Source organism: Brevundimonas sp., from assembly GCF_016463485.1.
Taxonomy (GTDB): domain Bacteria; phylum Pseudomonadota; class Alphaproteobacteria; order Caulobacterales; family Caulobacteraceae; genus Brevundimonas.
Window position 1 is genome coordinate 1 of the sequence record NZ_JAEMRD010000074.1, and the last position, 15,787, is coordinate 15,787.

At 67.0% G+C, this 15,787-nt stretch carries 15 protein-coding genes; 10 read left to right on the forward strand and 5 right to left on the reverse strand.

Annotation, left to right across the window (positions count from 1 at the left end; translation table 11 throughout):
• From JHC99_RS11335 to JHC99_RS11345, 3 genes are all read left to right on the forward strand, one after another.
• The coding region (locus JHC99_RS11335; protein ID WP_292154308.1) for a DEAD/DEAH box helicase at positions 1-638 on the forward strand (638 nt) is incomplete at its 5' end.
• 105 nt (positions 639-743) lie between these two features.
• A complete protein-coding gene (locus JHC99_RS11340) occupies positions 744-1,799 on the forward strand; it encodes a diguanylate cyclase (protein ID WP_292154309.1) in 1,056 nt (351 codons plus the stop codon).
• A gap of 76 nt (positions 1,800-1,875) precedes the next feature.
• Positions 1,876-2,667, forward strand: a complete 792-nt coding sequence (locus JHC99_RS11345) for a 1-acyl-sn-glycerol-3-phosphate acyltransferase (RefSeq protein ID WP_292154310.1) — start codon at positions 1,876-1,878, stop codon at positions 2,665-2,667.
• Positions 2,668-2,672: 5 nt separating this feature from the next.
• Here the strand turns inward: JHC99_RS11345 and JHC99_RS11350 are convergent, their stop codons facing one another.
• Together JHC99_RS11350 and JHC99_RS11355 are read right to left on the reverse strand one after the other, a co-directional pair.
• Positions 2,673-3,575 (reverse strand): transcriptional regulator, encoded by a 903-nt coding sequence (locus JHC99_RS11350; protein WP_292154311.1) that lies wholly within the window; start codon positions 3,573-3,575, stop codon positions 2,673-2,675.
• Between the two features lie 11 nt (positions 3,576-3,586).
• Positions 3,587-4,759 carry a GNAT family N-acetyltransferase gene (locus JHC99_RS11355; protein ID WP_292154312.1) on the reverse strand — a complete coding sequence of 391 codons (1,173 nt, stop codon included), beginning with the start codon at positions 4,757-4,759 and terminating at the stop codon, positions 3,587-3,589.
• A gap of 167 nt (positions 4,760-4,926) precedes the next feature.
• On the opposite strand from JHC99_RS11355, the gene JHC99_RS11360 reads away from it, so the two are divergent.
• The gene (locus JHC99_RS11360) at positions 4,927-6,186 is read left to right on the forward strand and encodes a dipeptidase (protein WP_292154313.1); all 1,260 of its coding nucleotides are present in this window, start codon (positions 4,927-4,929) and stop codon (positions 6,184-6,186) included.
• 187 nt (positions 6,187-6,373) lie between these two features.
• On the opposite strand, the gene JHC99_RS11365 is transcribed toward JHC99_RS11360, so the two are convergent.
• Positions 6,374-7,396, reverse strand: coding sequence for an amidohydrolase family protein (locus JHC99_RS11365; protein ID WP_292154314.1), 1,023 nt, complete (start codon positions 7,394-7,396; stop codon positions 6,374-6,376).
• Between the two features lie 73 nt (positions 7,397-7,469).
• Positions 7,470-7,928: a tRNA (cytidine(34)-2'-O)-methyltransferase gene (locus JHC99_RS11370; protein WP_292154315.1), complete on the reverse strand. Its 459-nt coding sequence runs from the start codon at positions 7,926-7,928 to the stop codon at positions 7,470-7,472.
• 195 nt (positions 7,929-8,123) lie between these two features.
• Here JHC99_RS11370 and petA point away from each other — a divergent pair, with 195 nt between their 5' ends.
• The 6 genes from petA (at position 8,124) to JHC99_RS11400 (ending at position 14,931) form a co-directional block, all read left to right on the forward strand.
• Entirely contained in the window at positions 8,124-8,681 is a 558-nt protein-coding gene (gene petA, locus JHC99_RS11375; protein WP_292154316.1) for a ubiquinol-cytochrome c reductase iron-sulfur subunit, read from the forward strand.
• 11 nt (positions 8,682-8,692) lie between these two features.
• Entirely contained in the window at positions 8,693-10,021 is a 1,329-nt protein-coding gene (locus JHC99_RS11380; RefSeq protein ID WP_292154317.1) for a cytochrome b N-terminal domain-containing protein, read from the forward strand.
• A gap of 5 nt (positions 10,022-10,026) precedes the next feature.
• Positions 10,027-10,887 (forward strand): cytochrome c1, encoded by an 861-nt coding sequence (locus JHC99_RS11385; RefSeq protein WP_292154318.1) that lies wholly within the window; start codon positions 10,027-10,029, stop codon positions 10,885-10,887.
• A gap of 169 nt (positions 10,888-11,056) precedes the next feature.
• Positions 11,057-12,724 (forward strand): M28 family metallopeptidase, encoded by a 1,668-nt coding sequence (locus JHC99_RS11390; protein WP_292154320.1) that lies wholly within the window; start codon positions 11,057-11,059, stop codon positions 12,722-12,724.
• A gap of 72 nt (positions 12,725-12,796) precedes the next feature.
• Positions 12,797-14,395, forward strand: a complete 1,599-nt coding sequence (locus JHC99_RS11395; protein WP_292154321.1) for a M28 family peptidase — start codon at positions 12,797-12,799, stop codon at positions 14,393-14,395.
• 50 nt (positions 14,396-14,445) lie between these two features.
• The gene (locus JHC99_RS11400; protein ID WP_292154323.1) at positions 14,446-14,931 is read left to right on the forward strand and encodes a hypothetical protein; all 486 of its coding nucleotides are present in this window, start codon (positions 14,446-14,448) and stop codon (positions 14,929-14,931) included.
• Between the two features lie 7 nt (positions 14,932-14,938).
• Here JHC99_RS11400 and ychF read toward each other — a convergent pair.
• The coding region (gene ychF, locus JHC99_RS11405; protein ID WP_292154325.1) for a redox-regulated ATPase YchF at positions 14,939-15,787 on the reverse strand (849 nt) is incomplete at its 5' end.

The following is a 15,787-nucleotide window of genomic DNA, read 5'->3' on the forward strand; positions in this document are numbered from 1 at the left end:
ACTACGACGTCTCGCACCACGCCGACGACTACGTCCACCGCATCGGCCGCACCGGTCGGGCCGGCAAGCTGGGCCAGACCTTCATGATCGTGACCCCCGGCGACGACAAGTCGCTGGATAAGGTCCTCAAGCTGATCAAGATGGACCCGATCGAGCTCAAGCTGGACCTCGACCTGGCCGACGGCGGTGCCCGTCGCGTCCGTCCCGAGGCCGCGACCGAGGCCCGCGCCGAACGCCCCGCCCGCGGCCGCTCGCGCCGTCCCGAGACGGCTCCGGCCGCCGAGGCTGTCGAGACCGCCGCCGTCATCGAAGCGCCGGTCGCCGAGACCGTCGTCGCCACCGAGCCTGCACCCCAGGCCGAGCCCGCCGAACGCCGCACCCGTAGCCGCAGCCGCAAGCCCCGCGCTGCTGAACCGGCCCAGGCCGTCGAAGCCGTCGCGGCCCCTGCCGTCGTCGAGGCCGCCCCCGAACCTGTCGCTGCCAAACCGGCCCGCGACGCCCAGGAACCCCAGCTGCGCCAGTCTGACCGTCGTCCCGGCACCAAGCCAGAGCGCGAGCTTGAGCCGGCGCGTGAGGGCAGGGGCTTCGGCGCCGACGTTCCGGCCTTCCTGCGCAGGCCGGTCCTGATCAAGGGCTGAGGACTGTGTACGCGACCGTGCATTTCGGCCTCGTTTAACCCGGTGTTACGGATCGCCGGATAGTCTGCCCGGCGAGCGTGAGAAGCACGCCGTCGGGGACGTTCTATGACGACGCAGGTCGAAGCCGCACTCAGGGGGCCCGAAGCCTTCAATCTCGCCCGCAGCGCGTTGGCCGAGATGGAGAGCGCAGGCGTCTGGCCGACCCCTCTGAATTTCGAGCTCTGGATCCACTACCTCGGTGACCCCGAAGGTCCCCTCGGCCGCGAGATGACGCGCCTGCTGGGGGCCGCCGACAGCTTCACCGAGGGCACGGCCGAGATGCTGGCCGCCGAATACCTGCCGCGCGGCCGCCTGTCCGAAGAGATCCGCGACGCCGGCGCCGTGCTGAACCGCGAGCTGTCCAGCGTCTCCGCCGCCCTGGCCAAGGCCCGCCAGTCCCAGGCCGACTACGGCGAGACCCTGACCGAGGCCTCGGCCAGCATCGAGGCTGCGGGCGACCCCGCCGACCTGAAGCGGCTGGTCACCGGCCTGACCGACGCCACCACCCGCGTCCAGCGCGAGAACCGGACGCTGGAGACCCGTCTCGAGACCTCGACCAAGGAGGTCGCCCGTCTGCGCGAACACCTGGAACAGGTCCGCCGCGACGCCATGACCGACGCCCTCACGAACCTGGGCAACCGCAAATCCTTCGACGAGGCTTTGCTGGCTGCCTGCGTCGAGTCGGACAAGACCAAGAAGCCCTTCACCCTGGCCGTCCTCGATATCGACCACTTCAAGCGCTTCAACGACACCTGGGGTCACCAGACCGGCGATCAGGTGCTGCGCTATGTGGCCAGCGTCATCGGCCGGGTCTCCAAGGCTCCCCGTATCGCCGCCCGCTACGGCGGCGAGGAGTTCGCCGTGATCTGTCCGGGCGAAAGCTCGGCGACCGTCGAGACCGCGCTCAATGCCATCCGCGAAGAGATCGGCTCGCGCGCCCTGCGCCGCCGCTCCACCAATGACGAACTGGGTGCCGTGACCATCTCGGCTGGCCTGGCGACGCGCCACCCGGGCGAGAGCGGATCATCGCTCCTCGACCGCGCTGACGAGGCTCTCTACGCCTCCAAGCGCAGCGGCCGGAACATGGTCACCAACGGCGAACACCTCGAAAAGGCGGCGTGACCGCCTCCGACTTCGTGCGATAGTCGCGCTCAAGTAGCGAGCGACCACGTCGCGAGCGTTAGCGCCCAAGGATCTGATGCGCACCTTCGCCTTCAACGTCGCCTACTGGATCCTGTCGATCGGCTATGCGTCCGCTGCCGCCTTCGCGGCCCTCGCCCCGGGACGCGGTGCGACCTCCTGGATCATCCGTCGCTATGTGAAGCGGATGGTGCAGGCCATGCGCATCTTCGCCGGCATCCGCATCGAGTACCGGGGTGAGGACAAGCTCCCGACCGGGGCCTTCATCATCGCCTCCAAGCACCAGAGCTGGGGCGACGGCTTCGCCACCTATGACCGGTTCCAGGACCTGGCCTTCGTCACCGGCGACCATCTGGAGAAATTCCCGCTACTGGGGACCGTGCTGCGCAAACTGGGCGCCATAGTCGTCAACAGCTGCGGCGGTCGCGAGGCCCGTGACTCGCTCAAGCACCGGGGCCTCGACGCGCATCGCGAGGGCCGCAAGATCCTGATCTATCCCGAGGGGCATCTGGCCAAGGTGGGTGAGAAGTACCGCTACCGTTCGGGCGTCTGGCACATGTACCGGGACTTCGACATGACCGTGGTCCCGCTGGCCACCAACCTCGGCCTGTTCTGGCCCGAGGAGAAGTACGAGAAGCACCCCGGCACGGCAACGCTGGAGTTCCTCGATCCCATCCCCACCGGCCTGCCCAAGGACGAGTTCCTGGCGCGTCTGGAGGGGGTCATCGAAACCCGCACAGCCGAACTGATCGCCGAGGCGACCGGCAATCCGGTCACGCCCGCCATCCGCGTCCTGGCCCCCGACGAGGCGACGCGGGCGGCGAAACAGGCGGGCGCGACGCCGGCCTGACAGCCCTACGCTCGCAGGACCCGGACCCCGTCCTCGGCGCCGACCTCGGGCTCGAAGTCGCGCTCGATGTCGGCGATCTTGCTCTTCAGCCCCCCGACCCGACGCAGAGCCAGAGACGCCGCCCAGCGCGCGGCCAGCTCCGGCGGGGCCATCCGGTCGGTCAGGCGCGGACGCCCGCCCCGGCTGCGGAGCACGGCATTGGTATAGAGGGCGCCGTTTCGCATCCGCGACGACCAGGTCTGGTACTCCATCGACAGGGAGACGCAGAACCTGTCCAGATTGTCGACGCGGTGTGGCGCATACAGCGGCCAGGTCAGGGCCTCGCCGGGCTCCAGATCCATGACCTGGGCGTCGGGCTCGAACGCCAGCGTATAGGGCAGTTCCTCGGTGGTCTGGCGCGCGACGACCTGTTCCATATTGTGCTCGGGCAGGTGCCGCTCGTCACCCGGATAGACATAGATTCGCTTGCGTCCGCGCAGGTGGAACAGAACCACTCCCGCCGCGTCGAAATGATAGGGCACCCTGGCGACCGGCGACGAGATGATCAGCTGACCCGCATTGGTCACGGCCCGCATCCCCGGATAGGTCGCCTCGATCTTTCTGAACTCCTCCATGGAGGCCGCCCACAGTTCGGGACAACCGACCTCCGCCTTCCTCAGATTGACCCATAGACGACCGGCCTGGATGGCCTCCAGCAGCTTGTCGCCCGGCAGGCCGCCGCGCGCGCCGGTGCGCATGCTGACCTGACCCTCGTCGTCATAGTCGTACAGATTGATGTCGATATGCTCGGCCGGATAGCGATGCAGGATCTCGGCCAGGGCCTCGTCGGTGGCGAAGCCCTGCTCGACCAGGCTGTGGGGATGCTTCTTCGCCTCGGTGATCGGGCCGGGATAGCGGGTGCGTTTCATGGTCGTGTCTCTCAGCCCGTGACCCGGGGTTCGGCCAGACGTTCGGCGGTGCGTTCGGCCCCCTTGTTCAGGGCCACCTGGGCCGCGCCCAGGGCTCCGCGGAAGCGGCTGACCGGCGTAGTCTCGCAGGCCTCGATCGCGGCCCAGCGGCGACGCATCGAGGTGCGCAGCCTGTCGCCCCGCGACTTGCCCGCCGTGTTCAGGATGCCGACGGCGGCGTTGCTCAGGCCTGTCGCCAGGCCCGGCCGCATAACCAGGGCCTCGCGCACCGTCTGGCTGCGGTCGCAGAAATATTTCTTGTAGCCCTCGCCCCCGAAGCCGAAGTCGAACACCCGGTACCCGGCGTCCGAGGCCAGCCGCATCGTGTCCATGCTCAGCAGGATGCCCGGCGAACAGCGCGCCAAACTGGGCTCATAGACCGGGAACCAGAAGTGATAGCGGTCGCCCGCGTGCAGCGAATACTCGACCGCCACCAGCTTTCCGCCCGCCCACATCGCCGCCATCGAGGCCCCGAAGTCGTCCTGTCCGTGGGTCTGGAGCAGGCCGTGCAGCAGCTCGGCGGTCCAGCCGCAGGCGAATATGTCGTGACGCCCGGTGCGGCGGTACTGGTCGCGTTTCAGCCCGATAAGCTGGTCCAGCAGGGCCGGATCGCGCAGGTCACGCTCGACCCGCACCTCGCCCAGTTCGGCCGCCAGGCTGCGCCGCGCCCGTTCCTTGTCCTTGTAGTATTTGGCCCAGGTCTGGCGGCGTTCGGCGTACCAGGCGGCATAGCCCGCGTCGGGCATGGAGACCATCAGGGTCTCGCGATCCTCGCCCTGAACCGCCGGGCCGACCCAGGCCCCGACCCGCAGGCGCGGTGCGTCCAGCAGGACCGCCACCTGCTCCAGCGACGGCGTCTGACAGGCATGGGCGATGACGCCGTGATAGTCGTTCATGGGCGCGGCCAGGGGCTGGATCGTGCCGCCCCGCCGCTGGTGCGGGAAGAAGCCGACAATGCTGCCTGCCCTCTGGAACACCGCCACCGCCGCCTGGGGGCTGATCGCGCCCGCGACCTGGGTGAACTCGGGACGGAAATAGGGGCTGGCCAGATCGGGGTTGCCGTCCACCATGGCGCGCCACAGATCGATGTCGGCGGGCGTCAGTTCGTCCGCCTTGATGATCTCGACCTTGAGCGAACCCGACATGCACGTCTCCCGTGTCGATCGCCGCACGTGACGATCGCAGCCGCCACCCTGCGCCCCGCCCCGTTTCAGCGCGGTTTAGCGGCATGGTGAACGGGGTCTTACAGACCGTCCGCGTTGACGCCTCCGACGGCGGCGTCACTATCGCGATCGCACTGGAGAGCCCCCTTATGATCCGATCCCTGCTTGTCGCCGCCGTGTCCCTGGCCGTCGTGTCGACCGCCCAGGCCCAGACCGATACGGCGCAATCCAATGCTGCAGGAGAGGCGAGGGTGCGGGCGATCCTGCGAACCACCCCCCTGATCGATGGCCACAACGACCTGCCGTGGGCGCTGCGCGAGGATCACGGCAACGACCCCTATGCGGTCGATCTGGCCACGGACCTGACGGCGACGGGCCTGCACACCGACATCCCGCGCCTGCGCACCGGCGGCGTCGGGGCCCAGCTCTGGTCCGTCTATGTGCCTGCGGTCCTGACCCCCACCGAGGCGGCGCGCGAGACCTTCGAGCAGATCGACACGGTGCGCCGCATCGTCGCGGCCCATCCCGACGCCTTCGAGCTGGCCACCACCGCTGACGATATCGTCCGCATCCATCGCGCGGGAAAGATCGCCAGCCTGATGGGGATGGAGGGCGGCTATTCGATCGACGATTCGCTGGGCCTGCTGCGTCAGTTCCATGCGGCCGGGGCCCGCTACATGACCCTGACCCACTCGAAGACGACGACCTGGGCCGACAGCGCGACCGACGCGCCGAAATGGGGCGGGCTCAATCCGTTCGGAGAGGCGGTGGTCAGGGAGATGAACCGCCTCGGCATGATGGTCGACCTCAGCCATGTGTCGGAAGACACCATGCTGGACGCCCTGCGGGTGTCCGACGCCCCGGTGATCTTCTCCCACTCTTCGGCGCGGGCCGTGACGGGGCATCCGCGCAATGTGCCCGACAGCGTGCTGCGTCTGATGCCCCAGGACGGCGGGATCGTCATGGTCACCTTCGTGCCCGGCTTCGTCAGCGAGACCGTCCGCGCCTGGAACGCGGACCGGGCCGCCGAGGATGCTCGGCTCAAGGCCCTGAACCCTGGCGCGCCCGATGCCGTGACAGCGGGCCTTACGGCCTGGACCGAGGCCCATCCGATACCCCGCGCCGCCATCGCCGACGTCGTCGCCCACATCCAGCACGTCCGCGAGGTCGCCGGGATCGATCACGTCGGTCTGGGTGGCGATTTCGACGGGGTGGACGCCCTGCCGGACGGACTTACCGGCGTTGAGACCTATCCCGCGCTGCTGGCCGCCCTGATGCAGGCCGGCTGGACCGAGGCGGACATCCGCAAGATCGCCGGCGAGAACATGCTGCGCGTGATGCGGGCGGTTGAGTCGGTGGCGGCGTCGAAGGCCGGCGAACGGCCGGGGATGGCGGTGAACGCCAAATAGGGATCACCTCTCCGGGCGCGAAGGCGCGCGGGGAGGACAGGCTGCGCAGCAGCCAGGAGGGCGCGACCCGGTCTCGTCGTGAGAGATGAAGCGATGCCCGACAGCGTGACCTACGTCCGGGCCAAGGCCTTCCGCCATCGTCTGCCTCAATCCTTCCCTTGGTCCGACCACCGCCCTGATCCAGGGATCAGTTCAGGCCGCCCATTGCCCGGTGACGGACTATTGTAGCCTCGTCGAGCCTCAGGAAGCGGGCGGCGTTGTTGTAGAGGATGTCGCGCTTCTGTTCGTGGCTCAGGAAGGGGGCCTCCTCGATCACCGCGATGCCGCGTTCGATCGTGCCGGGCCATACCATCTGGTCCGAGCCGAACATGATCCGCTTTCCGAAGCCAGCGTCCACAAGGGTTTGGAGATAGCGATAGAAGGCCGGACGGGGCTGGGTGTAGACGATCACACCGGTGTCCAGATAGACCTGCGGATGGGCGTAGAGCAGGGCCAGGGTGTCATCCAGCATAGGATAGCCCGCGTGCATGACGTTGATCCGCAGTTTGGGATGTTTGACCAGCACGTCCTCCAGCAGAAGCGGGCTGGACAGGCGGGCGCGATATCCCAGGCCGGGGAAATAGGCGACGCCGGGCGGTCCCGGTCCGACATGGATGGCGACGGGGATGTCGTTGGCCTCGGCCGCAGCCCAGATCGGCTCCAGACGCGCATCGTCAGGGCTGATGCCCTCATATTGAAAGCCCAGTTCGCCTAGGACGGTGATGGCACCGTCCGCCTTCGCGCGCGCCAGTTCTGAGTTCAGGCTACGGCTCACCGGGAAATCCGGCATAAGACTGGGCAGAACCCGTTCAGGCGAGGCCGTGCGCCATCGCCTCACCATGGCGCTCGTCCCGGTGACGACGCCGATGATGTTGCGCCGCTGCATGATCTCCAGGGTCTGGGTCATCAGCGCTTCGTCGGTCATAGGGGACCAGATCGGATCGGCGCAGGCGGGATTTTTGAACATTTCGATGAAGGCGGCCATGAAGGGCTGCCTTTGATCCCACGTCGGCATGGGATCGATCGGGGTGCACATCGCCAAAGGGGGCGGCCCCTGATCGTCGGCGGCCAGGGCGTGGACGTGCACGTCCAGGATCGGCTCCTGGGCCTCGACGGGACCGGTCGCCAAAAGAAACACCGTGACCAAGGCCGGCAACAGCTGACGCTTCATCGAACGGTAATTCATGAGTTCAGGTAGGCATCGCGACTATTGGCCGTCAATGCCGAACCGCCGCCCATCCCCGTCATTTTTGGGAAGCGACACCCGTGGTCTGCCGCATCGCTTCCCACAGACCGATCCCGGCACTGACCGACAGGTTCAGAGACCGCGTCTCGGGGCGAATCGGAATGAAGACGCGGGCGTCGGCGACGTCGTGGACCGTGTCGGGGACGCCGGCCGTCTCGCGTCCGAACAACAGGGTATCGTCGGGCCGGAACGTGAACCCGTCGAGGCTCTCGGCCCCCTTTGTCGTGAACAGCACCAGCCGCCCCGGACCCCGCTCGCGCTCGAACGCCTCCCAGTCCGGATGCCGCGTCATATGGCCCAGCGGGCCGTAGTCGAGGGCCGCGCGCTTCAGGCTGCGGTCGCCGAAATCGAAGCCCACAGGCTCAATGACGTGCAGTTCCACGCCGAAACAGGCGGTCAGCCGGATACAGGCGCCGACATTCTGCGGGATGTCCGGTTGAAAAAGGGCGAGACGCATTCTAAGGCCCTCATACGCGCGGCCCGGGGGCTTGTCGCGACCCGAAATGCGACTGTTTCGCAAGAAACGACAGCGCCTTGCGGCGATGAGCCGCAAAGCCGGGCCGCCCAAGTCGGATCAGGTTCCGCTATCAGGATCGCAACCGGACGACGGCCCCGCTCCCAGGGGTCGAGGCCGGGACTTTAGAGGTGAGACGTGGCCGAACCGGTCGTAACGAATGACGGCGCTCATGGGCCGGATGGCGATGACGCCACCCGCCGCGACTTCATCCACATCGCTGCCGGGGCCATGGCCGTCGGCGCGGGCGTGATGGCGGTCTGGCCGCTGGTGAACCAGATGAACCCCGCCGCCGACACCCTGGCGCTGTCGACGATCGAGTTCGACACATCCAAGGTCGCCGAGGGCCAGCAGGTCGTGATCACCTGGCAGGGCAAGCCGGTGTTCGTGCGTAATCGCACCGCCGCCGAGATCGCCAGGGTCAAGGCCGACGACAACGCCGGCGACCTGAAGGAACCCCAGACCGACGCCGAACGCACCAAGCCGGGCCACGAACCCATGCTGGTCGTGATCGGGTCCTGCACCCACCTGGGCTGTATCCCGACGTTCGGCACCGGCGACTTCGGCGGCTGGTTCTGCCCCTGCCACGGCTCGCACTACGACGCCGCCGGACGTATCCGCAAAGGCCCCGCGCCCAAGAACCTGGTCGTTCCTGACTATGAGTTCACGGCCGGCTCCACGATCAAGATCGGCTGAAAGCAGCACCGATGAGCGAACATCCGTCTACCTATGTCCCCAAGACCGGCGTCGAGAAGTGGCTCGACACGCGTCTTCCGATCGTGCGTTTCGGCGCTGACTATCTGTCGCTGCCGACGCCCAAGAACCTGAACTACTGGTACACCTTCGGCGGCATCCTGACGCTGTGCCTGGTGATCCAGATCGCGACCGGCATCGTGCTGGCCATGCACTATACGCCCAACACCGAACTGGCCTTTGCCTCGGTCGAGCGCATCATGCGTGATGTCAACGGCGGCTGGCTGATCCGTTTCATTCACGCCAACGGGGCCTCGATGTTCTTCATCGCGGTCTACCTGCACATGCTGCGCTGCCTCTACTACGGCAGCTACAAGGCACCGCGGGAGATGATCTGGATCCTGGGCTGCGTGATCTTCTTCCTGATGATCGCCACCGCCTTCCTGGGCTACGTCCTGCCGTGGGGCCAGATGTCCTACTGGGGTGCCGAGGTCATCACCAACCTGATCGGGGCCATCCCGCTGATCGGCGAGCCGATCCTGATCTGGCTGCGCGGTGGTCCTGCCATCGACAATGCGACGCTGAACCGCTTCTTCTCGCTGCACTACCTGCTGCCGTTCGTGATCTTCGGCGTGGTCGTGCTTCACCTGTGGGCGCTGCACACCTCGGGCCAGAACAATCCGGTCGGGATCCTGATCCCCAAGGATCGCCAGGCCAAGGACATGATCCCCTTCCACCCGTACTACACGGTCAAGGACGGGTTCGCGGTCCTGCTGTTCCTGATCCTGTTCTCGACCTTCGTCTTCTTCATGCCGGACGCCCTGGGCCACGCCGACAACTACATCCCGGCCAACCCGCTCCAGACGCCCGCGCACATCGTGCCCGAGTGGTACATGCTGCCCTTCTACGCCATCCTGCGCGCCATCCCCGACAAGTTCGGCGGCGTGGTGGCCATGTTTGGCTCGATCGGCGTCCTGTTCATCCTGCCCTGGCTGGACACGTCGCGGGTGCGCTCGATGCGCTATCGCCCGACCATGCGCGCCTTCTTCTTCATCTTCGTGTTCGTCGGCCTGGGTCTGGGCTGGTGCGGGGGGCAACTGCCCGACGCCCCGGTGATCGGATCGTTCAAGACCTTCACTCTGATCGACGGCGACCTGAACTCCTATCTGTGGCTGACGCGCCTGTTCACCGCCTACTACTTCGCCTTCTTCTTCATCATCCTGCCGCTGGTGGGACTGAAGGAGACGCCGTTGCCAATCCCGGCCTCGATCTCGGAACCGGTGCTGTCGCACCCGGCCACGATGTCCGGCCTCGTTCCCGCCCAAGCCGAAAAGAAGGGCTGAGCGTGATGACGCTTTCTATCCGTAAAACCATCGCCCTGGTCGCGGCCGTCGCCGGCCTGACTGTCGCTGCGGCCCCGGCCCTGGCCGAGGGCGGCGCCCACCACATGAAGGAGCCGGGCTTCTCGTTCGAGGGTCCGTTCGGCACCTTCGATCAGGCCCAGCTGCAACGCGGCTACAAGGTTTACCGCGAGGTCTGTGCGGCCTGCCACTCGATGAACCTGCTGCACTTCCGCGACCTGGGCATCCCGGGCGGGCCGTTCTACGACGAGCACGCCGAGAACCCGGCCGCCAACCGCTTCGTCAAGGCCATCGCGGCCGAGGCCCAGGTTGCCGCGATCGACACCGAGACCGGTGAATCGATGATGCGTCCGGGCATCGCGGCGGACAAGTTCCCGTCGCCCTATCCGAACCACACCGCCGCCGCCGCCGCCAACGGCGGGGCTGCTCCGCCCGACCTGTCGGTCATGGCCAAGGCCCGTCACGGTGGCGCGAACTACATCTACTCGCTGCTGACCGGCTACGACACGCCGCCCGCCGGGCTGAAGATGACGTCTACCCAGCACTACAACGCCTATATGGCTGGCGACCTGACGCCGTTCATGCCTCAAGGTGCCCATGTACCGCCGGGTGGCTTCATCGCCATGCCAAACCCGCTGGCCTCCGACGGCCTGGTCACCTACGACGACGGCACCGTCGCCTCGAAGGACCAGATGGCCAAGGACGTTTCCGCCTTCATCGCCTGGGCTTCAGAGCCCCACGCGGTCGAACGCAAACAGGCCGGTTTCGGTGTGCTGGCCTTCCTGCTGCTGTTCACCGGCATCACCTACGTCAGCTATCGCCGCATCTGGAAGGGCATCGCCCACTAGGGGCAGATGCCGACCGAACCGATCGAGCCCGCCGGTAAAATCCGGCGGGCTTTTTCGTGCTCGCTCTCTCTCCCGATGGGAGAGGGGTCGCCGCTGTATGAGAAGGAAGCCGTGACAGTCCCACCTCTGCTGAATAGGGTCTGTTCACCCCCGTCCGAGTGGAGTTCCCATGCGTCTGTCCCTGTCGTTCGCCGCCCTCCTGACCGCCACCGCCCTCTCGTCCCTTGCGTTCGCCCAGACCGACCCGGGCTTCGATCCTGCGCGCCTGTCGGAACACATCCGCATCCTGTCCGACGACAGCTATGAGGGGCGCGGCATCGCGACCCCGGCCGAGGCCAAGACGGTCAAGTATCTGAGCGAACAGTATGCGGCGGCGGGCTTCGCCCCCGGCGGTGATCTACAGCCGGACGGCTCGCGGCTGTGGACGCAGGGCGTGACCCTGAACCGGTTCGCGGTGTCGAACCTGGAGGCCGGCCTGAAGGTCGGCGACTGGGAACTGCCGCTGGTTCAGGGCGAGCAGATCGTCGCCTCCACCCGGCTGCCGAACGCGTCGGGCCATGTGATGATAATGAACGCGCCCCTGGTCTTCGTCGGCTACGGCATCACCGCGCCCGAGCGGAACTGGAACGACTTCAAGGGCATGGACCTGAAGGGCAAGATCCTGGTGGTGCTCATCAACGACGCCGACTTCGAGGTCGCGTCGCTCGACACCTTCAACGGCAAGGCCATGACCTACTACGGGCGCTGGACCTACAAGTACGAGGAGGCGGCCCGCCAGGGCGCGGCCGGCGTCCTGATCGTGCACGAGGATGCCCCCGCGTCCTACGGCTGGGCCACCGTTCGCAACTCCTGGACCCAGCCCCAGTTCGACATCGAACGCGCTGATCCTTCCGGCGCCCGCGTACCGATGGAAGCCTGGATCCAGCGCGACGTCGCAGTCCAGCTGTTCCAGCACGCCGGTCTGGATTTCGAGGCCCTGAAACGCCAGGCCCGCAGCCGTGACTTCCGGCCGGTCGAGCTGCCCGGTGCCGGCTTCAGCGGGATGTTCGACCTGGATCAGACCTCGATCCAGAGCCACAATGTCGTCGCCCGCCTGGAGGGGACCACCCACCCGGACGAGACCCTCCTCTACACCGCCCACTGGGACCACATCGGCATCGGCCAGCCTGATGCGAACGGAGACGCTATCTTCAACGGCGCAGTCGACAACGCCTCGGGCACGGCGGGCCTGCTGGAGCTGGCGCGGATCTATGCCGCCGCCCCGCGCACCCAGCGCTCGATCGTGATGCTCAGCTTCACCGCCGAGGAAAGCGGTCTGCTGGGCTCGGAATACTATGCGGCGAACCCGCTATATCCGCTCGCCACCACGGTCGGCGGCTTCAACATGGACTCGGCCAATGTCTATGGCCGGACCACGGCGATGAGCGTAATCGGCGCAGGCCAGTCCGACTTCGACGAGCGGATCACGGCCGCCGCCGCCGCCCAGGGCCGGGTGATCGAGCCCGATGCCAATACCCAGGCCGGCTACTATTTCCGCTCCGACCACTTCCCCCTGGCCAAGCAGGGGGTGCCCATGGCCTATGCCGAGAGCGGCGGCAACTTCCGCGACGAACCCATCGCCGCCCGGATCGCCGCCCGCGACGAATATACCAACAAACGTTATCATCAGGCCGACGACGAATGGTCCGCCGACTGGGACTATGGCGGTCAGATCGAGGACCTGTCGGTCTATTATTCCATCGGCCGCGCCCTGGCCGACAGCCGCGACTGGCCCCAGTGGAAGCCGGCGTCGGAGTTCGGCCCCGCCCGCGCGCCTTCCGCCGATCAGCGCAGATAAGGTGACAAAAACGTAATGGGCGGGGCGTCCGCGCTCCGCCTATTGTGACGGCCATTCTTTCGGAGCCCCATGATGTTCGGTCGTATCCTCTGCGGCGTCGCCGCCTCGGCGCTGCTGCTCGTGGCCCTGCCCGCCACCGCCCAGGACTTCTCGGCCGAACGCCTGTCCGACCACATCAAATACCTGGCCGACGACAGTCTGGAGGGACGGTTCCCGGGCAAGGTCGGGGAGAAGATGACCCTGGACTATCTCCAGGCCCAGTATGAGGCCATGGGGCTGGAACCCGGCGGGCCGGACGGTCAGTGGCTGCAACCCGTCGAGCTTCTGCGCCTGACCCCGACCCGCCCACCGGTCGTCACCTGGACCGGTCGCGAGGGCGTCGCCCACACCATCGAGACCGGAATGGCGCTGCGGGCCGGGGCCGGTGAAGGCCTGGTCAAGCTCGACAACGTCCCCATGGTGTTCGCCGGCTATGGCGTCGTGGCCCCCGAGCGGAACTGGGACGACTATGGCGACATCGACCTGACCGGCAAGCTGGTCGTGGTTCTGGGCGGCCAGCCCGAGGCCTTCGGTGCCGATCCCAATTTCTACGGTTCGGGCACCCACAAGACGAATGAGGCGCTCAAGCGCGGTGCCGTCGGGATCATCACCCTGTATCCCGTGACCGGCGGGCGTGGGATGCGCGGCGGCAACCGGCCCCGCATGACCCTGGTGGGCGCGCATGAGACCGCCTTTCAGGGCGTCATGACCATGGACATCGCAGCCCCCATGGCGGTCGAACAGGGCGGAGACATGGAGGCCCTGGTCGCCATGGCCAAACAGGGCGGCACCTTCAAGGCTCACGACAGCGGCATCAAGATCAGCCTCGATATCGCCGAGACCGCCGAGGTCATCCATTCCAACAACCTGCTGGCCAAGATTCCGGGCTCCGAACGGCCAGATGAGGTCCTGGTCTATTCCGCCCACTGGGATCACGTCGGCACCGCCGCCGATCCCGACGCCAACGGCGACCGCATCTTCAACGGGGCCTGGGACAACGCTTCGGGCACCTCCGGCGTGCTCGAGATGGCGCGCGCCTTCAAGGCCGGCCCGCCGCCCGAACGCACCGTCGTCTTCCTGCATGTGACGGCCGAGGAACAGGGTCTGCTGGGCTCGGAATGGTACGCCACCCATCCCGTCTATCCGCTGGAGAAGACGGCGGCCGACATCAACATCGACATGTTGCCCTTCACCCCCGCGACCCGATCGATCGCCCTGTTCGGCATCGGCAAGTCCATGCTGGAGGATGACCTGGCTCGCCTGGCGGCGGCGGCCGGGCGGGACGGCGGCGTGGTCGGGGACGGTGAACCGGCCCAAGGCTTCTACTACCGCTCGGACCACTTCAACTTCGCAGTCGGCGGCGTGCCCGCCCTGATGCCCTGGACCGGCGTTGATTTCGTCGAGGGCGGCGAAGAGGTCGGACGGCCCTACTACCAGGCCCAGATGGCCCAGTATTACCACAAGCTCGACGATGAATGGCGCGCCGACTACGACTTCACCGCCGCCATCCAGAACCTGACCCTGCTGTATCGCCTGGGCCAGGAGGTCGCCAACGAAACTGCCTGGCCGCAGTGGAAGCCGGGCTCGGAATTCGCCGCCCTGCGCAAGGAAAGCGACGCCGCGCGGCAGTAGGGACACGTCTTTCGGACTGAACAAGCGCGAGGGCCAAGCGTTACAGCAGGATGCGCCATCTCCTGCTGTTCTCCGCCATCATGACCCTCGCCGCCTGTGAACGGGCCGAGGTCAATCCGCCGACCGAGCCGGCCGCACCGCTACGTGACGAGGATCGCATAGCGCCCAAGGCCACGGGCTCATCGGACACCCGTCCGCCCGGGACGGGTCCCGCCAGCTTCGTCGGCCGCTGGGCCGCCGACGTGTCGTGGTGCGCGGCACCCCAGGGCGAGCGCCGGCCGATCGAAATCACCCCGGTCCGCTTCGAGGGTTACGAGAACAGCTGCCACATCGCCTCGATCAGTGAGACGGCCAACGGCCATCAGGCCGCGCTTCAGTGCCAGTCCGAAGGCGCGGCCCGCAACGAGCGGGTCCAGATGACCGTCGTCGGCGATATCCTCGCCCTGACCTGGCTGGATCGTGGCGACACGACCGTAAAGCTGCACAAATGCACGACCCTGGGCGAAGTAGCCCAGGTGGCGCCGCCGCCCACCTGACGCGCGGCTAGCTGAACAGGAAGTTCATCACGTCGCCGTCCTTGACGACGTAGGCCTTGCCCTCGGCGCGCAGCTTGCCGGCCTCGCGGGCCTTGGCCTCGCCCTTGAACGCGACATAGTCGTCGTAGGCGACGGTCTCGGCGCGGATGAAGCCCTTTTCGAAGTCGGTGTGGATGACGCCGGCGGCTTGCGGTGCCGTGTCGCCGACGTGGATGGTCCAGGCGCGGGCTTCCTTGGGGCCGACCGTGAAATAGGACTGCAGACCCAGCAGGGCATAGGCCTCGCGGATCAGGCGGTTCAGGCCCGGCTCGGCCAGACCCAGGCTTTCCAGGAACTCGGCCTGTTCCTCGGCGTCCAGCACGGCCAGTTCGGAATCGATCTTGGCCGAGATGACGACCGAATTGGCATTGTCCTCGGCGGCGCGTTTGGCGACCAGGTCGGACAGTTCATTACCCTTGTCGGCCGAGGCCTCATCGACGTTGGCGACGTAGAGGGCGGGCAGGGAGGTCAGCAGCTGCAGCATGTGCCAGGCCTTCTCGTCCTCCTTGGACACCTCGACGACACGGGCGGGCTTGCCGGCACGGAGCGGCGTCAGTGCCATGTTGATCAGGCGCAGGGTGGTCTGGGCCTCCTTGTCGCCGCCCTTGGCCTTCTTCTCGACGTTGACGACCCGCTTCTCGAGGCTTTCCAGGTCGGCCAGCATCAGTTCGGTTTCGATGATGTCGAGGTCCGAGATCGGATCGATGCGGTTCTCGACATGGGTGATGTCGTCATCGACGAAGCAGCGGGCGACGAAAGCCACGGCGTCGCAGTCGCGGATATTGGCCAGGAACTGGTTGCCCAGACCCTCGCCCTT